19 protein-coding genes are annotated in these 21012 nt (G+C 67.1%); 8 read left to right on the top strand and 11 right to left on the bottom strand.

Annotation, left to right across the window (positions count from 1 at the left end):
* Positions 1 to 14 precede the first annotated feature (14 nt).
* Both HZA32_09770 and HZA32_09775 read left to right on the top strand, forming a co-directional pair.
* Positions 15 to 1028, top strand: a complete 1014-nt coding sequence (locus tag HZA32_09770; GenBank protein MBI5424369.1) for an aldo/keto reductase — start codon at positions 15 to 17, stop codon at positions 1026 to 1028.
* Between the two features lie 29 nt (positions 1029 to 1057).
* On the top strand, positions 1058 to 2113 hold the full coding sequence (locus HZA32_09775) for an NAD(P)-dependent alcohol dehydrogenase (protein ID MBI5424370.1): 1056 nt from the start codon (positions 1058 to 1060) through the stop codon (positions 2111 to 2113).
* A 125-nt stretch (positions 2114 to 2238) separates the two neighbouring features.
* Here the strand turns inward: HZA32_09775 and HZA32_09780 are convergent, their stop codons facing one another.
* From HZA32_09780 to HZA32_09795, 4 genes are all read right to left on the bottom strand, one after another.
* Entirely contained in the window at positions 2239 to 3894 is a 1656-nt protein-coding gene (locus tag HZA32_09780) for a glycine--tRNA ligase (GenBank protein MBI5424371.1), read from the bottom strand.
* Between the two features lie 121 nt (positions 3895 to 4015).
* On the bottom strand, positions 4016 to 4879 hold the full coding sequence (locus HZA32_09785; protein ID MBI5424372.1) for an alpha/beta fold hydrolase: 864 nt from the start codon (positions 4877 to 4879) through the stop codon (positions 4016 to 4018).
* Between the two features lie 95 nt (positions 4880 to 4974).
* A complete protein-coding gene (locus HZA32_09790; GenBank protein ID MBI5424373.1) occupies positions 4975 to 5868 on the bottom strand; it encodes a hypothetical protein in 894 nt (297 codons plus the stop codon).
* Between the two features lie 23 nt (positions 5869 to 5891).
* Complete coding sequence (locus tag HZA32_09795) at positions 5892 to 6746, bottom strand: hypothetical protein (protein MBI5424374.1); 855 nt, start codon at positions 6744 to 6746, stop codon at positions 5892 to 5894.
* A 141-nt stretch (positions 6747 to 6887) separates the two neighbouring features.
* Here HZA32_09795 and HZA32_09800 point away from each other — a divergent pair, with 141 nt between their 5' ends.
* The 4 genes from HZA32_09800 (at position 6888) to HZA32_09815 (ending at position 11567) form a co-directional block, all read left to right on the top strand.
* Complete coding sequence (locus tag HZA32_09800) at positions 6888 to 8264, top strand: TonB family protein (GenBank protein ID MBI5424375.1); 1377 nt, start codon at positions 6888 to 6890, stop codon at positions 8262 to 8264.
* A gap of 29 nt (positions 8265 to 8293) precedes the next feature.
* Positions 8294 to 9358 carry a TonB family protein gene (locus tag HZA32_09805; GenBank protein MBI5424376.1) on the top strand — a complete coding sequence of 355 codons (1065 nt, stop codon included), beginning with the start codon at positions 8294 to 8296 and terminating at the stop codon, positions 9356 to 9358.
* 61 nt (positions 9359 to 9419) lie between these two features.
* Complete coding sequence (locus tag HZA32_09810; GenBank protein MBI5424377.1) at positions 9420 to 9884, top strand: hypothetical protein; 465 nt, start codon at positions 9420 to 9422, stop codon at positions 9882 to 9884.
* A 198-nt stretch (positions 9885 to 10082) separates the two neighbouring features.
* Positions 10083 to 11567 carry a Gfo/Idh/MocA family oxidoreductase gene (locus HZA32_09815; protein MBI5424378.1) on the top strand — a complete coding sequence of 495 codons (1485 nt, stop codon included), beginning with the start codon at positions 10083 to 10085 and terminating at the stop codon, positions 11565 to 11567.
* Positions 11568 to 11606: 39 nt separating this feature from the next.
* Here HZA32_09815 and HZA32_09820 read toward each other — a convergent pair whose 3' ends face one another.
* On the bottom strand, positions 11607 to 12089 hold the full coding sequence (locus HZA32_09820) for a DUF962 domain-containing protein (GenBank protein ID MBI5424379.1): 483 nt from the start codon (positions 12087 to 12089) through the stop codon (positions 11607 to 11609).
* Between the two features lie 122 nt (positions 12090 to 12211).
* Here HZA32_09820 and HZA32_09825 point away from each other — a divergent pair, with 122 nt between their 5' ends.
* Positions 12212 to 12793 carry a YceI family protein gene (locus tag HZA32_09825; GenBank protein ID MBI5424380.1) on the top strand — a complete coding sequence of 194 codons (582 nt, stop codon included), beginning with the start codon at positions 12212 to 12214 and terminating at the stop codon, positions 12791 to 12793.
* A gap of 52 nt (positions 12794 to 12845) precedes the next feature.
* Positions 12846 to 13256, top strand: coding sequence for a hypothetical protein (locus HZA32_09830; protein MBI5424381.1), 411 nt, complete (start codon positions 12846 to 12848; stop codon positions 13254 to 13256).
* Here HZA32_09830 and HZA32_09835 read toward each other — a convergent pair.
* The 6 genes from HZA32_09835 to rhlP all read right to left on the bottom strand — a co-directional run bounded on the left by HZA32_09835 (position 13240) and on the right by rhlP (position 20846).
* Positions 13240 to 14991 carry an aminotransferase class I/II-fold pyridoxal phosphate-dependent enzyme gene (locus HZA32_09835; GenBank protein MBI5424382.1) on the bottom strand — a complete coding sequence of 584 codons (1752 nt, stop codon included), beginning with the start codon at positions 14989 to 14991 and terminating at the stop codon, positions 13240 to 13242. The two genes, HZA32_09830 and HZA32_09835, sit on opposite strands and share 17 nt — an antisense overlap.
* A gap of 22 nt (positions 14992 to 15013) precedes the next feature.
* Positions 15014 to 15679: a hypothetical protein gene (locus tag HZA32_09840; GenBank protein ID MBI5424383.1), complete on the bottom strand. Its 666-nt coding sequence runs from the start codon at positions 15677 to 15679 to the stop codon at positions 15014 to 15016.
* A gap of 155 nt (positions 15680 to 15834) precedes the next feature.
* A complete protein-coding gene (locus tag HZA32_09845; protein ID MBI5424384.1) occupies positions 15835 to 18015 on the bottom strand; it encodes an AMP-binding protein in 2181 nt (726 codons plus the stop codon).
* Positions 18012 to 19292, bottom strand: coding sequence for an MFS transporter (locus tag HZA32_09850; GenBank protein MBI5424385.1), 1281 nt, complete (start codon positions 19290 to 19292; stop codon positions 18012 to 18014). Before HZA32_09850 ends, HZA32_09845 begins: the two co-directional genes overlap by 4 nt.
* Positions 19289 to 19876, bottom strand: coding sequence for a rhombosortase (gene rrtA, locus HZA32_09855; GenBank protein ID MBI5424386.1), 588 nt, complete (start codon positions 19874 to 19876; stop codon positions 19289 to 19291). The genes HZA32_09850 and rrtA overlap by 4 nt, the downstream gene beginning before the upstream one ends.
* An 82-nt stretch (positions 19877 to 19958) precedes the next feature.
* On the bottom strand, positions 19959 to 20846 hold the full coding sequence (rhlP, locus tag HZA32_09860) for a rhombotarget lipoprotein (protein ID MBI5424387.1): 888 nt from the start codon (positions 20844 to 20846) through the stop codon (positions 19959 to 19961).
* Between the last annotated feature and the right edge of the window lie 166 nt (positions 20847 to 21012).

The raw sequence follows: 21012 nt of genomic DNA on the forward strand, positions 1-21012 counted from the left end.
GATAGGATGACGGCATGACTACTGAACCCCTTTCGCGACTCCCGCAGCGCACGCTGGCCCGCGGCCTGAACGTATCCGCTCTTGGCCTCGGCTGCATGGGCATGAGTTTCTCCTACGGACCGCCCAAGGATCGCGGCGAGATGATTGCGCTGCTGCGCGCCGCGGTCGATCGCGGCGTGACCTTCTTCGACACGGCCGAGATCTACGGACCCTACACCAACGAGGAACTGGTCGGCGAAGCGCTCGCGCCGGTGCGCGACCGCGTCGTGATCGCCACGAAATTTGGTTTCGCCGCCGGCACCGATCCGCGCGGTTCGCCGCAGCTCAACAGCCGCCCCGACAACATCCGCCGCGTCGCGGACGCATCGCTGAAGCGCCTGCGCACGGATGTGATCGATTTGTTCTACCAGCACCGCGTCGATCCGGACGTGCCGATCGAGGATGTGGCTGGCGCCGTCAAAGAGTTGATCCAGGCCGGCAAGGTTCGCCACTTCGGCTTGTCGGAGGCGGGCGTCCGCACGATCCGCCGTGCGCACGCCGTCCAGCCCGTCGCGGCGCTGCAAAGCGAATACTCGCTCTGGTGGCGCGAGCCGGAGGCAGAGATCATGCCCGTGCTGGCGGAGCTCGGCATCGGCTTCGTGCCCTTCAGCCCACTCGGCAAGGGTTACCTCACGGGGGCAATCAATGCCGCCACCAAGTTCGACGCCACGGATTTTCGCAGCCGTCTGCCGCGGTTCACCGAGGAGGCGTTGAAGCTGAACCAGGCCTTGGCCGATATTTTGCAGACCTTTGCCGATCGCGCCCGCGCCACGCCCGCGCAAGTCGCGCTCGCCTGGCTGCTCGCGCAGCGTCCGTGGATTGTGCCCATCCCGGGCACGACCCGGCTCGACCGACTCGAGGAGAATCTCCGCGCCGCGTCCCTCGAACTCACCGTCGCGGATTTGCGCGAGCTCACCGCGGCGTCCGATTGCATCGCCGTCCACGGCGCGCGCTATCCCGAGGCCGTGCAACGCCTCATCGACCGCTAAACCACCGCGTCATTCTCCGCGCCTCGCCCATGAAACCTGTCGCCTACAAAGTAAAAGCCTACTCCGCCACTTCCGCACAGTCACCGCTTGCGCCCGCGCTCATCGATCGCCGCGAGCCGACCGACAACGACGTCCAGATCGAGATTCTCTACTGCGGCGTCTGCCACTCCGACATCCACTTCGCGCGCAACGAGTGGAAATACACCGTCTATCCCGCCGTGCCCGGCCACGAAATCGTCGGCCGCGTCACCAAGGTCGGCCCCAAGGTCACGAAAATGAAAGTAGGCGATCTCGCCGGCGTCGGCTGCATGGTCGGCGGTGATCTGAGCTGTCCGCATTGTCGCGCGGGCAACGAGCAGTTTTCGCCCACGATGGTCGGCACCTACATGGCGACCGAGCCGGTGATCGGCGGACCGACCTTCGGCGGCTACTCGCAAAACATCGTGGTGCAGGACCACTTTGCGCTGCGCATCCCGCAGAACCTCGACCTCGCCGGGGTCGCGCCGCTGCTCTGCGCCGGCATCACCACCTACTCGCCGCTGCGCCACTGGAAAGTCGGCCCCGGTCAGAAGGTCGGCATCGTCGGCCTCGGCGGTCTCGGCCACATGGGCGTGAAATTCGCCCGGGCCTTCGGTGCGCACGTCGTGGTCTTCACGACCTCGCCCGGCAAGAAGGCCGACGCGCTCCGCCTCGGTGCGCACGAGGTGATCGTCTCCAGCAACGCGGCCGAGATGCAGGCGCACGCGGGCAGCTTTGATTTCATCCTCGATTGCGTGTCCGCGCAGCACGACCTCAACGCCTACCTCGGGATGTTGAAGGTCGACGGCAACCTCACGCTGGTCGGCGCGCCGGAGCATCCGTTGCCGGTGGCCGCGTTTCCGTTGATCATGGGTCGGCGCAGCCTCTCGGGCTCGATGATCGGCGGTATTCCGGAGACGCAGGAGATGCTCGATTTCTGCGGTCAGCACGGAATCACGGCCGACATCGAAATGATCCGCATGGACCAGATCAACGAAGCCTACGAACGGATGCTGAAGAGCGACGTGAAATACCGCTTCGTGATCGACCTCGCGACGCTCAAGTAAGCGCGCCACGCCGCGAACTTATTGGGGTCGGGCGGCGATAAACGAAAAGGGCCGGTCGGAGACCGGCCCTGCGAGGCGTGCTGAAAAGGGCCGTTGAGGGCAACGGCCCCTACCGAAAGCGTGGCTCAGTAGACTTGCTCTTCGAGGAGCGCGAAGAGCTCCGCTTCCGTGATGCGCTTCTGGCTCATGCTGTCGCGCTCGCGGAGGGTGAAGGTGTCGCCGGGCTTTTCGATGGTGTCGAAGTCGATCGTCACGCACCACGGCGTGCCGGCTTCGTCCTGGCGGCGGTAGCGTTTGCCGATGGCGCCGCCGTCGTCGTATTGCACGGCGTAGCGCTTCTTGAGTTTCGTGTAGAGGGCCTTGGCGCGGGTCGTGAGGACGTCCTTGTTCTTGAGGAGCGGGAGCACGGCGACCTTCGTCGGCGCGATGCGCGGGGAGAGGCGGAGCACGGTGCGTTGCTCGACGTTGCCCTTCTCGTCCTTCACGTCCTCGACGGCGTAGGCCGACGCGAGCACGGCGAGGAAGATGCGATCAACACCGACCGCGGGCTCGATGACGTGCGGGACGACCTTGGCCTTCGCGGCTTCGTCGAAGAACACCTGCGGCACGCCGGAGAATTTCTGGTGCTGCTGGAGATCGTAGTCGGAACGCGCGGCGATGCCCCAGAGTTCCTGCACGCCGAACGGATACTTGAACATGATGTCCACCGTGCGGCGCGAGTAGAACGCGAGTTTCTCCTTCGGGTGCTCGTGCAGCGAGAGGTGCGACTCGGGCAGGCCGATCGACTTCAGCCAGTCCTGACACCACTTGAGCCACTCTTCGTGGCAGGCGAGCCAGTCGGCGTCGGGGTGGATGAAGTATTCCATCTCCATCTGCTCGAATTCGCGGGAGCGGAAGATGAAGTTGCGCGGCGTGATCTCGTTGCGGAACGACTTGCCGATTTGCGCGATGCCGAAGGGGAGTTTCACGCGCGTCGTGTCGACGACGTTCTTGAAATCGACGAACATGCCCTGTGCGGTCTCGGGGCGGAGGTAGGCGACGGACGAAGCGTCCTTGAGCGCGCCGACGTTCGTTTCGAACATCATGTTGAAGGCGCGCGGCGGCGTGAGGCTGCCGGGTTCGCCGGTAGCGGGCGACGGGATGAGCGGGATCTCGGCCTCGGTGGCTTCGGTGAACTCCTTCGCAGGCAAGACGACCCAGACGGACCGACCACCCGAGATAAACGTCGGCATGTTCAGATCGGCGAGTTTGACAACTGCGCCGGCGAACTTGCGCGACTTCGCGAGTTTTTGGGCGGCCTCGAACAGTTTCCCCTCAGTGTCAGATTCTTCTAGATGTGACACGTAGCCCACGAGAATGCGCTCTTCTTTGACCTCCAAGTTCACCGGCTTACCCGGCTCATTAAATGGATCGGGCGTGACCAACGGCACCCATTGTTCGACTCGGGCATAAAACAACTGATCCGCGCGGTAGCGCTGCTTGCTCACCTTGCAGTCGACGAGCGGGTCGGTGAAGCCGGCGACGTGGCCGGAGGCTTCCCAGACTTTCGGGTGCATGATGATCGAGGTCTCGATGCCGACGACGTCGTCGCGGCGGTGCACCATGTCGCGCCACCAGCATTCGCGGATGTTGCGCTTGAGCTCCACGCCGAGCGGACCGTAGTCGAAGAATCCGTTGAGGCCGCCGTAGATTTCGGACGACTGGTAGATGAAGCCGCGGCGCTTCGCGAGCGACACGAGGGCTTCCATGAGATTCGGGTTTTCGGTGGAGCTGGTGGACATGGTGATGATTTCCGCCCTGCACTGGATGTGACGAGCGGTCGGCCAACAAAGCCGGCGCGCCGAGGGCGGTCAATGCCGCTGTCGGTCAGCGCACGGCGCCAAGCGCACCCCGCGGTCGCGGCTACTTTTGCGCGGTTGCGGTTTGCGTGAGGATTTCGCGGATGGCGGCGATCACGAGAGCGGGGCGCTCTTTTTGGATGTAGTGTCCGCTGTCGGGCACGAGGCGGAATTGCGTGCTCGGCGTGCCGGCGACGAGTTCGCGCTGATGGCGGACTTTGAAGGCCACGAATGCGGCGGACTCGCCCATTTGCGGCTGTTGGGCAGAGAGCAGGATGGCCGGGCAGGGCGGCGTGGGGGCGGCGTGCCATTGGCGCGAAGTCTCGGGGAGCGAGCGGAACTCGGCTCCGCCGGTCGTGGCGACTTGGAGCGTGCGGATGGTTTGCAGCAGGGCGTATTGCGCGGGCTGCTCGGCTTTCATGTTCGTGGTGTGGTCGGGCGGCGTGGGATCGACCAGCACGAGGCCGGCGACTTCGTCGGGATGGAGTTTGGCGAACAAGTGCACGTAGAGCCCGCCGAGCGAGTGGCCGACGAGCACGTAGGGCGGACGCAGCCCCTCGGCGCGCAGGCGCTCGCGCAGTTCCTCGATGGCGCGTGCGCCGCTACGGTCGCCGAGAGCGGGCAGGCTCACGCCGTAGCCGCGCCGGCTGTAGGTGTAGATGCGCGTGTCGTTCGCGATGGCGGGTGCGACTTGGCTCCAGACCGAGGCGCCGTCGCCCAGGCCCGCTTCGAAGACCACGGTCGGGCGGCCGGTGTCGCGGCCCGCTGTGCCGGCGCCGGAGTCGGCTGCGGCGCCGTCGGCGGTGGCGGTTTGGCAGCCGCCCAAGGCGAATGCGAGCAGCGCGACGCCGCCGAGAAAAAGGCCGCGCGCCACGCGGGCGCGGGTGAATGGGACGCTGGCGACGGACGCCGCGGAAAAACGCTTCATAGCTAGTGGTGTAGGACACGCTGCGACCCGCGCGTCCGCGAAAGGTTGCCTGAAGAAGCGAATGCGTCCGCGCGCGCTGCGCCGGTCGCGGCGCGCTAATTTTTCTTCGGGGCGGGATGCGCCGAGCGACCGGAGCGGTCGCGCGCTTCCGGGGAGGAGTTGCCGAGGTATTCGACGACCTGCAATTCGCCGTAGCTCACCGTGCCCTGCCGGCCGAAGGGCGTGACCGTGCGCACCGGGCGCGGGGTTTCGCGGCCGAGGTGCGGGCCGGCGATGGCGAGCATGGCGGGCAGCACGTCGGGCAGCGTCACGCCGTTGGTCGGACAGGCGATGCGCGTGATCCAGAGGTGGTCGAGCGACACGGTCGGGTTGCGCTCCATCGCGGCGAGATCGTAGGCGGTGACGACGGCGATGTAGTAGCTGTCGGTGCCGGCGGCGTAGAAATCCCGCGCCTCGTGATCCATCAGCCGCATGGAGAACGACGACGGCATCAGGCTGCCGTTGTAGTTATCCTTCGTGATGCCGAGTTTCTCGCCGCCGAGGAAACGGACGATCTGCTGGCGGTTCGTTTGCGCGCTCGGGAAGCCGCGGGTCATCGACGGGCGGATGTCGGCGTTGAGCGTGCCCCAGGCGAACACGAGGACGAGCGTGGGCGGAGGCGTTTTTTCAGAGGCGGGGAGGTAGCCGAGTTTGGCGAGTTCGCGCGCGATGATTTGCACGGCGACGTCTTCCGGGAGCGTGGGATCGCCGGCGATGGCGGCACCGATGTCGCGGTGGCCGAGGCTGACGGCGCGGTAGTATTGCGGCTGTTGCGGCGTGGGCGCGGGGCAGGCGCGGCCGCTCTCCGTCGTGTCGGTGACGGTGTAGACGTCGAGGTTGCGCGGGGGGCGGGTGAAATCGAACAGGCCAGCGTGCGCGACGAGTGGAGCCACGGCGGCGAGGCAGAGCGGGGCGAGTTTTCCGGCGAGGGTTTGGAGGGAGGCGCGCATGGGGCAGGGGGCGATCGCTTGGTTCAGCGCTTCGGTTTCTTGGCGTCCTTGGAATGATCGAGCACTTCGAGCGGCGAGTCGCCGAGGTATTCGACGAGCTGCAATTCGCCGAGCTTCACGTTCGGTTTGAATTTCTCCGAGGCCGACATCCAGACGGGGCGCTCGGTCTCGCGGCCGAGGTGCGGGCCGGCGATCGCGAGCATCGCGGGCATGGATTCGTCGAGGGCGAAGCCCAGCGATGGAGTGGCGATGCGCGTCATCCAGAGCAGGCGCTTCTGTTTGTCCTTCAGCGCCGCGAGGTCGTAGGCGCTGACGACGATGACGTAGAAATCCTCCTGCGCGATCTCGTAGAGGTTCTTCGCGTCGTAACTCATCGTCATGAGGCCGGTGGCGGGTGCGGTGAGCGGATCGAAGAAATCCCGGGTCAGGCCGACCTTCGCGCCGCCGAGGAAGCGCACGATTTGGGGGCGGTTGCGGACGGTGCCGGGGAGGTCGGGGTCGCGCCGGTCGAGGTCGGCGTTGAGCGTGCCCCAGGTGTAAGCGAGCACGAGCGTCGGCGGCGGGGATTTGGGCGTGGCGGGCAGGTAGCCTTGTTTGGCGAGTTCCGCCGCGATGAAGCGGAGCGCATCCGACGGGGGCGGTTCCTTGATGCCGCCCATGGTCGCGCCGAGATCGCGGAAGCCGAGGCTGACGCCGACGTAGTATTGCGGGTGATCCTTCGAGGCGGCGGGCATCTTTTTGCCCGCGGGAGTCATGTCGGTGACGGTGATGACCTCGAGGTCGCGTCGCCCGAGGAGCAAATTGAAGAAGCCGCGAGCGCGCAGCTCGACGCCGGTGAACAACAGGACCGCGACGGTAACAGACCGGACCCAAGGCATGGCTGGAGGAGATTGACGGCGGCGATCTTCCTCCGGTTTCGCAAGCGACGCCATCCTGAACGTGCCGGGTCGACGGCGCGGGACTTGCCAGCGCGGACCGGCCCACTACGGTGGCGCACGCGCTTTGGGCCGAGCGCACGCATGACCTCTCGTCTCCGGTTTGCTCCGCGATTTGTCGCGTTCTGCCTCGCTTGTCTTTCTCTGCCGGCTTCCGGCGCCGATGCGCCTGTGGCCGTCGACGCCGCGCTCGCGGTGACGGGAGATCCGTTGCTCCGTGCCTGGGTGCCGCCCGTCTACCCGGAAGCGGCGCGCGCCACCAAATTGGAAGGGCGCGTCATCGTGGACATGCTCGTGGACGAGCACGGCGTCGTGACCGAGGCGCGCGTGGCGCACTCGGACAACGCGGTGTTCGACGAAGCGGCGCTCGCGGCCGTGCGCCAGTGGCGTTTCAAGCCGGGCCTCGATGAGGGCAAGCCGGTGCCGTTCGGTCTGGTCGGACCGGTGGAGTTTCGACTGGCGCCGAAGGAGAAGATCGCGCCCGGCGCGCTGCCGCCCGAGCGCCTGTGGCCGACGCCGGCGAAGCGCAAGGCGGCCAAGATCGTCAATGCGATCGATCCGGACTACCCGGAGGAGCTCGATCCGCGCAAGTTGCCCGGCCGCGTCGATCTGCGGATCCAACTCGGCGCCGACGGCAAGATCTCCGGCACGCGCGTGCTGTGGGCGTCGCACGCGGCGTTGGTGGCGGAAGCGCTGCGCGTGTCGCGCACGTGGACGTTCGAGCCGGCGCGGCAGGGTTTGCTGGCGATCCCATCGGAGATGGAGGCGCCGGCGGAATTCGTCAGCGTCGGTGCGAACCGCGCGGAAATTCTCGCGGCGAACGGCATTCGCGTCGTCGACGCGGAGCCGGAAGTGTTGCCGGAGCCTTTCGTGATCACAGAGCCGGTTTTCCCGCTGGAAAAACTGCTCGCGGGCGAGGAGGGCACGGCGGAGGTGGCGTTCACGGTCGACGCGCGCGGCGTGGCCACGGCCCTCGCGCTCACGTCGTGTTCCGCGCCGGAGTTCGGCGCGGCGCTCGTGGCGGCGGTCGATGGGTGGACGTTCCGCCCGGCGATGCAAGGCGGGGCGCGCGTGCCGGTGAAAGTCGCGGTGACGTGGAGCTTCGCGCGTCCGGCGGAAGGCGCGTTGAAGCGGCTCGCGGACGCGTTGGCGCCGGGCGGCGGGGGCGTGCCTGCGGCGAAGGGCCTCGATCGTCCGCTGGCGGTCGTCTGGCGCGGGTTTCCCGTTTATCCGAGCGCGCTGGTGGAGTCGGCGGCGAGCGGGAAGGCGGACATCGAGTTCATCATCGATCGCGACGGCCGGGCGCGGTTGCCGCGGGTGTTGTCGGCGACGCAGCCGGAGTTCGGCTGGGCGGCGGCGACAGCAGTGAGCCAGTGGGTGTTCGAGCCGCCGATGCGCGGTGGCGAAGCGGTGGCGGTGCGCGTGCTGATCCCGATCGGGTTCACGCCGCCGAAGAAGTGATTTAGCCCATGAAATACCGCTTGTTCTGCATGTTCCTCGCTGCGACGGCCGTCCTCTCCGCCGCCGATCCGGCAAACGATTTTCCGAAGCCCGACGTGATGCCGCGCGCGATCCGGCAGGTTCCCCCGATCTATCCTTACGGGTTGCGCGCTGCTGGAGTGGTGGGCCGTGTAACGGTTGACGCCATTCTGGACACCCAGGGCAAGGTTGCGGAAGTGCACATTGCGCGCTCAAACAACCCGTATTTCGAGCGCCCTACGATCGATGCGATGATGAAGTGGCAGTTTTCGCCGGCGATGAAGGACGGCAAGCCGGTGAAGACCATCGTCCGGCAACAGATCAATTTTGAACTTGAGGGCGTAAGCCGCAGCGCCCTCTGGACCATAGTGCCGCCTCGCGACTGGGGCAGCACGCCGCTGGAGTTCCGCTGGGAAGTCGCGCCCGAGCCGGTGAGCACATTGATGGCGGCGTATCCGTTTGAGGCCTTGCTCGCGAAGAAATCCGGCAAGGTCACACTCAACTACCTGATCGATCGCGAAGGGCGCGTAGCCATGATCCAAGTGCGGGAGGCGAGCGCACCGGAATTCGCTGCATCGGTCGCCGCAATGATCGATGGTTGGCGCTTCAAGCCGGCGCGGAAGGCCGATGGCTCTGCGGCGATGGCTCTGGTGACAGTCACGCGCGAATTTTTTCCGAACGGTCGCGGGGATGTGCCGGTCAGCGATGGCGCGCAATCGATCGCTGATCGATTGAGGAAAAACAAACTGACGACGGTGCCGGTCGGCGAACTCGACGCGCCGCCGAAGGGCATTTCGCAACGGCCGCCGGTCTATCCAGCCCAGTTGCGCGAGGCGGGCCAGGATGGCGAGGCCACGGTGGAGTTTTTCATCGATGAGAATGGCGACGCGGTGCTCCCGCGCGTGGTGTCGGCGACGGCACCCGAATTCGGCTATGCGTCTGTGCAGGCGGTGGCGACATGGCGGTTTACCAAGCTCACGAAGGCCGGAAAAGCCGCCATCAGCCGCGTGCGGCAAACGCTGAACTTCCACCTCAAGGAGCCGTCCCCGCCGCTGCCGGAGGAATTCGTTCCGTGAGCCCGCCCTGCCCACTTCGCGCTTGCGGGGCGCAGTGGGCGGGCAACGGTTGGCCTTCGCCATGAAAGTCTCGTTCACCGCGAAGGAATACCGCCAGCTCCTCGAACTCGTGCACCTCGGCATGTGGGTCGTCACCGGCTACCAAGGCGAGGACACCGCCGCGGCGAAACGCTACTTCGATCTCGACCAGCGCCTGATGGAGATGGCGACCGAGATGGGTTGCGCCGACCTCGTCGAGGAGCGCACCGACGGCACGCTCCAGCCCTCGCCGAAACTCGCGGAGGACGAGCGCATGAAGGAGATCCAGTTGGATTTCCAGAACGACGCCTTCTGGCACGAATTCGTCCAGCGCCTCGCCGACCGCGATCAGGCCGGCGCCGCCGCCAAGCGCGCGATCGAGACGCCCGGCGTCGAGCCGCCGCCGTCGGCCGAGGACGAGTTGAAGAAGATCGAGGAACGCTACTGGCAGGAGTTCGAGAAGAACGACCTCGCCAACGTCGTCGTGCTCCGCGGCGGCCGCGGCTGAGAGCTGAGAGCTGAGAGCTGAGAGCTGAGAGCTGAGAGCTGAGAGCTGAGAGCTGAGAGTGTGCCGGCAGCTAGCACGGCGCGTTTATCGCGCAAGCGTGCGTCGATAGACACGCCCTAGGGGAGAGTTCATTAGCGAACGGTCCGCTCGTCGGAGGCGTTGCGGAGCGATGGGCGCGGGCTTAATCGTTCCGCCACGATGCTTCCCAAAAATCCCACCCCGGGCGCCAGTATGGATCGGCGTGATTTTCTAAAAACGGTCTCGGTGGCCGGCGCGGGTCTCGCGCTCGGCGGCACGCAGCTCTTCGCGGCCGAGTCGGCGTCGCGCCGCCGACGCTACGCCATCGTGGGTCTCGGCTCGCGCCACATCATGTATCAGGACGCGATCGAGAAAACCTACCGCGAGCACGCCGAGCTCGTCGCCGTGTGCGATCTCAATCCCGGCCGCATCAAGGTCGCGCAAATCCGCTCCGGCAAAAACGACGCGCCGGTGCCGCGCGGCTATCTCCACACGGATTTCCTGAAGATGATCGCGGAGACCAAGCCCGACGCGGTGATCGTCACGACGGTCGACGCCACGCACGACGATTACCTCGTCGCCGCGCTCGACGCCGGCGTCGACGCGATCACGGAAAAGCCGATGACCACCGACGCGGAAAAATGCCAGCGCATCGTCGCCGCCTGCGCCCGCTCGGGGAAACACATCCGCGTGCTCTTCAATTACCGCTATTCGCCGCATCGCACGCAGGTGAAGGACCTGCTCATGTCCGGCGTCATCGGCGAGGTGCGCTCGGTGGATTTTCACTGGATGCTCAACACGCACCACGGCGCCGACTACTTCCGCCGCTGGCACGGCGAGAAGAAGAACTCCGGCGGCCTCATGGTCCACAAGGCTACGCACCACTTCGACCTCGTGAACTGGTGGCTCGGTGCGATCCCGGTGCGCGTCACCGCCGTCGGCAAACGCGAGTTCTACACACCCGAGATGGCGAAGCGCTTCGGCCTCGAGTCGCACCACGAGCGCTGCCACACCTGCCCCGAACAGCAGAAGTGCGGGTTCTTCCTGAGCCTCGCTGCCAGCCCGAAGCTCAAGGAACTTTACCTCGATCAGGAAGGCCACGACGGCTACTTCCGCGATCGCTGCGTCTTTCATCCGCGCATCGATATCGAGGACACGATGAACGTCATCGTCGGCTACGACGACCGCACGACGCTCAGCTACTCGCTCAACGCCTTCAACGCGTGGGAAGGCTACCACGTCGTCTTCAACGGCACGCTCGGCCGGCTTGAGCACAGCGACGTCGAGTCGGTCTATGCCGACGAGACCGGCTCCTCCGTCGGCAAGACGGAGAAGGGCGTGACCACCCGCGTGTTCCCGTTGCGCGGTCCCGCGCGCAACATCGAGCCCTGGACCGGCACCGGCGGCCACGGCGGCGGCGACAAGGTGATGCTCGACGACGTGTTCCTGCCGCATCCGCCCGCCGACAAATACCTCCGGGCGGCCGACGAGCGCGCCGGCGCGCAGTCGATGCTCATCGGCGCGTCCGCGAACCTCTGTTTCAAGACCGGCCAGCCGGTCGACGTCACCAAGCTCGTGGCCGGGCTCGGCCGCCCCGTCTACGCGCCGATGCCGCCGCGCACCGGCCCGCTCCCGATGCCGCCGCCGCGCGCGTGGTCGCCCTGAGTGGAACGAAGGCCCGTCGCGCGGCGGGCCTTTTGCTTTTCAATACCGCCAGCCGAGCCGCTTGTAGACGAAGTGCATCAGCCACGCCGGGCCGATGAGCAGGAAGATCACGTCGTGGAAGAACGACGGTTTCTTGCCCTCGATCTTGTGGCCGATGAATTGGCCGATCCACGCCAGCACGAAGAGCGTGAGGCTGCTCTTCCAGATCGCCACCGGGCAGCCCGAGCCCGCCTGCCACTCGATCAGCGCGTAGCACGCGCTCATGAACAGGAACATGCCCATCGCGAGCGGGATCGACAGCCGCAGGTAGAAAAACAGCACCGCGAGCGCGATGGGTTGCGTCCAATTGAAGCCCGGCATCGCCGTGGCGAAGGCGCCGCCGACCGGGATCGACCAGATCAGGCCGAGCACGCAGTAGAAAATCGTGGGCACGCAGATCCAGTGAATGGTTTCGTTGATGCGATTCTGGTGGCTCTCGCCGTATTCGGCGAACCATTGGTCGGCTGTCTTGCGCTCGCTCATGGGGTCGTGGGGTGGAGGCGGGGCGACGGCATGCCGCACCGTGCGCCCTGAATAACTCTCCCGGGACGCAACACCACTGCGGATTTGCGGTCCACGGACGTTCGGCCCACATTCCCCCCTCCATGAAATTGCCCCGCTGGCTTCCCGTCCTCGCTTTCCTTGGCGCCGCGCTCGTGCGCGCCGTTGCCGTCGACGCTCCCGCCGAGCGCACGCTCAAGCTCGATCGCTCGAAGTCCTACGTCGACGTCGACGTGAAGGCGACCATGGCCTCGTTCACCGGCCACCTCGACCGCTACGAACTCGCCGTGCCGCTCGACGCGAACGGCAAGATCAAGGACGCGCTCCTGAAGTTCAAATTCGCCGACCTGCACACCGGCAAACCCGACCGCGATGCCGAAATGATCAAATGGCTCGGCGGCGGCGAACCCGAAGGCAGCTTCGATCTCGGTCTGCTCGCGCTCGCGCCCGACGGCCAGGGCCAGGCCAGCGGCAAGCTCACCTTCCACGGCGAGACGCAGCTCGTCGAATTCCCCGTGCTCGTGAAGATGCAGGACGGCGTCTACACCGTCACCGGCAAGACCACGATCGACTACCGCAACTGGGGCCTGAAGAAATTCCGCAAGTTCGGCGTCGCGAGCGTCGATCCGGACGTGACGATCCGTTTCCAGTTCGTCGGCGCGCTGCCGGTGGCTGCGCAAGAGTGAGCGCGGCGCTGCGACCGCAACGGCGGTCGATGCGCGCCGACCGTTCGCCACGATGACAAAAAACAAACTCGAGCTGATCGCCACCTGGCTCGCGCTCGGCGCGGGCACGCTGGATTTCTGCACCGGACTCGGACTCGTTTTTGTGCCGGGCCTGATGTTGAAGCTCATGGGCGCAGGCGCGTTGGCGGCCGAGCCGACGATCTACCTGCGTTGGGTGGGCGCGTTCGTGTGCGCGGTGGGCTTCAGTTATCTCTGGGCGCTGTGGCGCCGCGACGTCGCGCTGCTCCGGCACGTGCTGGAGCTGACCATCTTCTTCCGTCTCGCCGCCGGCGCCTACAGCGCGTGGGCGGTCGCGAGCGGCGTGCTGCCGATCGCTTGGGTCAGCGTGCCGCTGACGGATTTTTTCCTCGCCGCGACGCAGACGTGGCTGGTGCGCCGCGGCGTGTTCACGACGGCTCGCTGAGCACCTCGCGCAGGACGGCGAGCAGGCGGGCGCTGGTGGCGGAGTCCTTGACCGCGATGCGCACGCTGTGGCTGCCGAGGCTGCGGCTCATCGTCGCGGCGTCGCGCAGGAACAAGCCTTGGGCGCGACACTCCGCGACCACTTGCGCGGCGCTCGGTCCGTCGGGCGGCAGATGACAGAGCAGGAAATTGGCGACGCCCGGCAGCACTTCCCAGCCGAGTGCGCTCAGGCCGGCCGCGAGTTCGGCGCGCAGCGCGTGGGTCTCGCGATAACGCGCGGCGTAGTAGGACGGATCCTGCAGCGCGCGGACAGCCGCCACTTGCGCCGGCAAGCCGACAACCCACGGCGGCGTGATGGCGCGCAACGCCTCGAGCTGGTGCGGCCCTGCGCACAGGTAGGCGGCGCGTGCGCCGCTGAGAGCATAGACCTTCGAGAGGGATTTGCAGACGATGAGGTTTTCCGAATGGGCGGCGACGGTCTCGAGCGACTCCGGCATGCCGCCGGCGTATTCGATGTAGGTTTCGTCGATCCACACGCGCGTGGACGGCGGCGTGTCGCGGAGCAGCGGCTCGAGCACCGCACGCGGCAGGTGCCGGCCGGTGGGGCTGTTTGGATTAACGATGACGACGAGGTCGTAACCGGCGGCGAGAGCCGTGGCGAGCCGCGCGGGGTCCACGACGTAACCATCGGTGCGATGCAGTGCCAGGCGATCGATGTGGCAGCCGATCACGCGTTCGAGCACGTGGGCGTATTCGCCATAGGTCGGGTCGAGGATCAGCGCGTGCGAAGCCGGCGTGAGCCATTGCCGGAAGGCGCGGAAAATCAGGTCCGACGAACCGCCGCCAACGAGGACGTTGGCCGGTTGCACGCCGCGCGCGGACGCGATCGCCTCGATGAGTCCGGTGCAGGCGGTCGGCGGCGACGTGCGCAACAGCCACGGGAGGTGTTCGTGCAACGTCGTCAGCACGCCGGGAGCGGGGGCGAACCACGCGTCGAGCACGTCGGCGTTGATGACGTCGCGCCGTCGCTCGAGTGCGGCGAAATCCTCTCCGATGGCGTGGAAGAAGGCGCCGCCGTGGAAGCAGGCGGCCGGCTTGCGGAACGGAAACGCGAGGCGCCACTCGGTCGCGGTTTCGAGCCGGTCGAGCAGCGCGGCGTGTTCGGTGGCGCGGGCGCGCAGTTCGTCGGTGGTCGCGAGCATGAGCTCGTAGGTCACGGCACCGGCGCGGGTCGTCAGCCCGAGCGGGCGCAGGCCCACGTGGCGGTAAAGCTCCAGCACTTCGCGCCGGCCGATGGCGGCGATGCGCGTGCCGCCGTGCGCCTCGACCCAACGGAGCGCGGCATACATCAGCAGCAGCGCGATCTCGCGGCCGCGATGCGGTTTCAGCACGGTCAGCAAGCGGACTTCGTGGAGCTGCGCGTCGACGTGGAACGGCAGCGCGTCGCGCGCGAAGTATTTGTCGAGCGAGAGCGACGGGGCCGAGGGCGGTGTGATGCTGACGAACCCGGCGATCGCGCCATCGATGCGGGCGACGAGATTGAAGACGTGGGGATCCAGCGCGTCGCCGAGACGGCCGGCGGCGTTGGGCATGTGTTGACCGAGTTCGCGAGCATAGACGTCGTGGCGCAGGCGGGCGAGCTGCTCGCGGTCGGAGGCGTCGGCGAGCTCGACGGAGAAACGGGCGGCGGATTCGCGGCGGCGCGGTGCGGTGGGGCGGACGAGGACGGAGTTCATGGGCGGTTGTTCTTTCGGGCGGTCACTCGGCGCTCGCGGCCGCGCGGCATGTTTTGCGGAGCAGGCAGTGCGTCGGCACGTAGACGAGGCCGAAGGGAGCCGCGATCCAGGCGCCGAGGTAGGCCAGCGGCGGCAGCCAGGTTTGGGGCGTCTCCTCGCTGAAACCGAAAACGTAGTTCACGTTGCGCGGGATCTTCGGGTCGGCGACGGGCGCACCGGCGGCCGGCAGGAAGAAATACGACACGACGCACAGCGCCGCAGCGAGGGTCGACCACGCGGGCAACGCGCGACGATCGTAGCCGAGCCGGCGCACGGCGTAGAACAACAGGAACGGCAGCCAGCCGTGGAAGAGCGAGAGCCCGCGCAGGAAGAGCGAGCGGTTCGCGTCGAACATGTAGTCGGTCATGCCGGTCAACTTCCACCCGAACGCGTGGGCCGCGAAGTCCACGCACCAAACCAACTGCGGGAGCATGATGCCGACGGCGGGCAGCGAGAGCAGCAGAGGGCTTTCGCGCCACATGCCGACGAGCGTGAGCAGCAGCGCGACGTCGCAGAAATAGAGGAAGTTGGTCGGTCCGTAGTTGAGCCAGTAAACGGGAATGAGCACCGCGAGGAACGCCGTGTAGGCGAGCTTGAGCCAAAGCGGCAGGCGCGTGGCGCCGGGAGTTTTGGGAGCGAGGGAGTTCATGGTGGGAAAGTGGAGGAGAGAAATCCGACCGGATTTCGTCGGTTGGGTGGTAGGGCGGGACCGCCGGGCCCGCTGCGTGGGCGGCAACACGTTCCCGGCGGGCCCAGCGGCCCCGCCCTACCGCACGCGACGAGGGCGCAGGATTAAATCGCACATCACGTGGACGCAGTTTGAAGGGTTGGCTCAACCGCCGCCGCCAGCTCGCGCTGTAGCGTGCGGTGGTCGGTCTTGCCGGTGCCGAGCTTGGGGATGGCGCGGACGACGCGCAGTTCGCGCGGCGCGCAGAGGTTCGAGAGACCGCGGCTGCGGACGGCGGTGCGGACTTCGGCGAGCGTGAGGCGGGCGTCGTTTGTGGCGGCGACGAGCTTTTCGCCCTTGTCGGTGTCGGGCACGGCGACGACGGCCACCTGGCAACGCGGACCGAGATGCGGGAACGCTCCGGCGAGCGCATCCTCCACGGCGGTCAGGCTGACCATCTCGCCGCTGACCTTGGCGAAGCGCTTCATGCGGCCGAGCAGGTGCAGAAAACCGCGTGCGTCCACGAGGGCGAGGTCGCCGGTATCATACCAGCCATCGAGGGCGCGGAACGCCGCGTTCGCTTCGGCGTTGAGGTAACCCTTCATGACGTTCGGGCCGCGCACGAAGAGCCGGCCGCCTTCGGCGATGCCGTCCACCGGTTCGAGGCGGTAGTCCATGCCCGGAACGAAGCGGCCGGCGCTGCCCAACGCGGAATCGAGGCGCGTGTTCGCGGTGACGAGCGGGCTGCACTCGGTGGCGCCGTAGCCCTCGAGGATGCGCACGCCGAACTTGCGTGCCCAGAGATCGAAGGTGGCTCCTTGCACCTTTTCCGCCCCGGCGAGGAGGAAGCGCACGGAGTTGAAATCGTAGGCGTGCGCCTTGCGCGCGTAGCCGTTGAGAAACGTGTTCGTGCCGAGCAGCACGGTGCAGGCGCGGTCGTAGACGATCGTCGGCACGACGCGGTAGTGCAGCGGCGACGGGTAGAGGAAGGTGTAGCAGCCGCGCACAAGCGGAAACAGCAGGCCGCCGGTGAGGCCGAAGCTGTGGAAGAGCGGCAGCGCGTTGAAAAAGCGGTCATCGTCGGTGAGGTCGAGCACCGCGTTCGCCTGCCGGATGTTGGCGAGGAGATTGCGGTGCGAGAGTTCGACGCCCTTCGGCGTGCCTTCGGAGCCGCTGGTGAAAAGGATCACGGCGGTGTCATCGCCGCGCAGGGGCGAACGCCGCTGGCGCGCGCCGCACGCCACTAAGTGTTCGAGCGCAAAGCCGATTTTCGCGAGCGCGCCGATACGGGCGCGGACGTCTTCGAGAAAAATAAACTCTAGCCCGGCGGCTTGGAGCGGCGCGAGGTCGAGCTTGGCCTTCTCGATGAACAGGCGCGACGTGACGATCTGCCGCAGTCCGGCGAGGCGTGCGCAGGCGAGCATCGTGGCGGAGCCGGTCGAGTAGTTGAGCAGCGCAGGCACGCGGCCCGTGCGCCAGAGGCTGAGCAGCACGAGCGGCGTGGCGTTGGCGTTGGGCAGCAGGACGCCGATGCGATTGCTCGAGGCTGATGGATCGTGCGTGAGCAGCTCTCGCCACTGGCGCGCGAGCACATCAGCGCCGATCAGGACGCGGCGATAGGAGAGCGAGACGAGCGAGTGGTCCTGCAGCGCGACACGCGAGGGGATCGCGGCAGCGGTTTCGGCGACGGCGGCGAGGACGTTCGACGGGCCGAAGGCGAGGTCGGTTTCAAATTGCTGGCGCACGAGCGCGTCGCGCAGCCAAGTGGTCAGATGGATGCGCGCGTCGTGTCCGGGCAGGTCGTCGCAGCGCGGCGGCGTGAGCACGTCGCTGAAGTGCGCGGTGACGCGCGGGAACCATTTCGTCCAGCCGCGGTGGCGCACGAGGTGCAGGCGGTTCGCGCCGCGCAGGTAGCAGGTGATGACGCGCGCGCCGGTGCGACCGATGAGGAAGCCGGTGCCCTCGAAGAGCTTCATCATCGAACCGGTGAGCGAGATGCGGCCCTCGGCGAACAGCACGAGCCGCCCGCCGGCCGCGAGGTGTTCCGCCATGTCGCGGACGGCGTAGGGCGAGACGTGATCGACCGGAAAGGTGCGACGGTTGACCATGATGCGCCGCGTCAGCCAGTTGTTCTCCGCCGTGGTGGACGACGTGACGAACTTCCAGTCGTCATCGAGCACGACGTAGAGAAAGAGCCAGTCGAGCCACGACACGTGGTTGGGCACGAGCAGCACCGGGCCGGGCGCGGAAAGGCCGGCGGTGTTGTAGGCCCGGAAGCGGAACAGCAACCGAACGAGCCAACGCGCGAACGTTTTCATCGAGTGGAAGTGGCCGCCGTCACGGCGGTGGAGTTTTCTTCGCTGGCGCGCAGGCGCAGCGCGACCGAGGCGAGGGCCAGGACAATGGGCAGCGCGATGAACACCTGCGTCGGAGAAAGGCCCGCGGCGGTCAGCGCGCCGAGGAAACCGGCGCCGACGAGCATCGCGAGGTAGTCGGTGAAATTCTGGATCGCGATCGTTTTGCCGAGTTTGCCCGGGTCGCTCTCGTGTTGGAGCGCGGCGTTGAGCGGCACGATCAGCAAGCCGGCGAAGATGCCGGCGGCGACGAGCGCGGCGATGACCACAGCGAGGCCGGCGTGCCCGCCGAGCAAGCCGAGCGCGAGCACCGCCGCCGCCATCAACCATCCGTAGCGACGCGCCCACGAGAGATCGCCGAGGCGGTGGAGGCGTCCGGCAAGCACGCTGCCGGCGACGATGCCGAGCACGAGGCCGAGTTTCAGGAGCGCGAGCTGGGTGTTGGTGACGTCGTGGCGTCCGGCTTCGTGGAAGACCTGCAGGCCCCAGCCCTGGAGGTTGCTGCGCAGCGTGGCGCCCGCGAACCAGAACAAGGCGCAGCCGAACAACACGCGGCCGAGGCGCGCGTGGGTGAGGAGGCGACGGAGACTCGTGGCGAATTCGCCGGCGCTGTGCCGGAGCGAGGCCGTGGCGTTGTGCGGCGTGCGCTCCATGCGGCTGTTGCAGACGAGGGCGGCGACGTAGAGCACGGCGCTCGCGATGTAGCACGCGGGCAGGGAGCGTGTGGCGTCGTAGAGCGCGGCGCCGCCGCCGAGTCCGCCGACGATGGCGATGAGCGTGAGCATCTCGACCATGCCGTTCGCCTTCACGAGTCGTTCGGCGGGCAGGATTTCCGGCAGGATGCCGTATTTCGCCGGTGAGTAGACGCACGCGCCCAGTCCGATGATGGCGTAGCCGATGACCTGCCACGTGCGGCTGGCGTGAAAATCACCCGCGTGCAGCCAGACGCCCGCGAGCGCCAGCAGCGCGCCGAGGAGTTTCACGACGTTGCCGCCGAAGAGCCACGACGTCTTCGGCATGCGGTCGTTGAGCCAGCCCGCGAGCGGGGCGAGCACAATGAACGGGATGAAGAACACTGCGCTGAAGAGCGCGTTCTGGGCGTTGACCTCACGCTCGGTGATCGCGCCGCTGGCGAGGCTGAACGTCAGGGGTCCGAGCGCGGCGGCGAGGACGAAATTATCGCCGAAGGCGCCGAGAAACTGACCCGCGAGCAGGCGGTGGTAGTTGCGTGGGGAGTTCATGTGGGGAGGGTGCGTGGGAAAGAGCGAAAAGCCGAGGTTCGCGACGCGGCGGTTTGGTAAAGCAGCGCGGTGATGGCGCCGAGCGCGTGGGCGGCCGTGGAGGGACGGATCGCGGCGGACCCGAAATCACTGAACAGCGCGCTGCCGTTCACGGATTCCCAGACGAGTTTTGCGACGATGAGCGCGAGCGCGGCGAGCCACCATGCGCGCGCGGCGTTCGCGGCGGAGAGCTGCGTCAGCGCCAACAACGTCGCGACGCCGACCGCGAGACCGGAGAGGCCGCCGTAGAAGGCCATCGTCGGCGTGGTCGCGAGCAGGCCGAGTCCGAGCAACGGCGCGGCGAGCAGGGTGCAGCGGGCGAGCGCGCCGGGACGCCTGTGTTCAAGCCACGCGCCGGCACCGAGGAGGACGAGGAGATTCCACGCGGCGTGAGAGACGGAGAAATGCACCCAGTGACCGGTGACGAGCCGCCACCATTCGCCGTGCAGGATGGCGGCGCGGTCGTAGACGCAGGCCGCGGGCGCGAGTGCCGCGAGCGCAGCTGGCAACACGAAGAGCAGGAGCGGGGCGCGGAGGGTTTTCATTTTCGCGAGAAGGGAGAGCGCGGATTGTTGAGATTGCGCTGTAGCCGGCCTCGCCGAGGCCGGTGCCGGACGTGGGCCGGGGTCAACGACCCCGGCTACAGTTGCGAGTGCGAGCGAAGGTCGCGAAAACAGCTCCGAAGCAGAGCAGCGCGAGCGCCGCGGCGAAGGCGCCGTCGACCGCGCCGCCGCCGGTGTAGCCGGGTTTGTGTTCGATGCGGACGTTCTGCGGTTCCTCTTTGGCGCGCACCTTGAAGAGCTCGAGTTCCTGGGAGAGGTTCGCGGTCATCTGCGCGGCGGCTTCCTCGATGCTCTTGGCGGAGGCGGTGCGGAGAAAATCGTCGGTGCGGATGAGGGTGGAGTGATTTTGGACGGTGCTCGTGCCCGGCGCGCGGAAGAGCAGGCTGCGGCTCGGGATGTCGTAGACGACGGCCTCCATGAGCGTGTGCGTTGTGTTGCGCTGGGCGGGAACGATGTAGGCGCCGACGATGGTCCAGTAGGCGAGGCTGGCCTCGGTGTCGGTCGAGTTCTGGGCTTGGTCGTAGGCGATGAGGGCAATCACATCGACGCCCATCATGGCGCGGAGCTGGTCGAGATTGTCGAAGCCGCCGCCGGGACGCAGGTAGGTCGTCGGGATGATCTCGATGGATTGGACGAAGGGGAGCGCCTTGAACTGGCCCGCCACTTTGCGGAGCAGCTCGGTCTTTTGCGCTTCGGTGAAGTTGCCCTGGGCACGGTAGAACCCGCCGCGCCCGTCGCCGATGCCGGTGGGCACGAACGCCACGCCGACGCGCAGCGGCAGGCGCAGCGTGGGGATTTGCGGCTGCACGAACGGCGTCTCCTTGTTCGGGTAGAGGAACTGCACGATGCTGCTCGCCTCGTGGCGCGAGCGATGGCCCCAGACACCCACGCACCCGGTGAGGAAGCTGAGAAGGAGGACCGCGGGAAGGAGGAGCAGGAGGCGCTTTTTCATGACGCGCAGCTTACCGGAGAGCGGAACAACCGCGGTAATCGATAAACTCAATGTGGGTATTGAGAAGGCGCGTGGCGGGTTAGCGCCGGCGGGACGCCTGCGCTACGCCCCAGCACGCGCTTCACCGCTCGCGGGTTGCCAGCGCGGCGGGTGTGCGGCAGCGTGG

The sequence above is a fragment of the Opitutia bacterium genome (genome assembly GCA_016217545.1).
In the GTDB taxonomy this organism is placed as follows: Bacteria; Verrucomicrobiota; Verrucomicrobiia; order Opitutales; family Opitutaceae; genus Didemnitutus.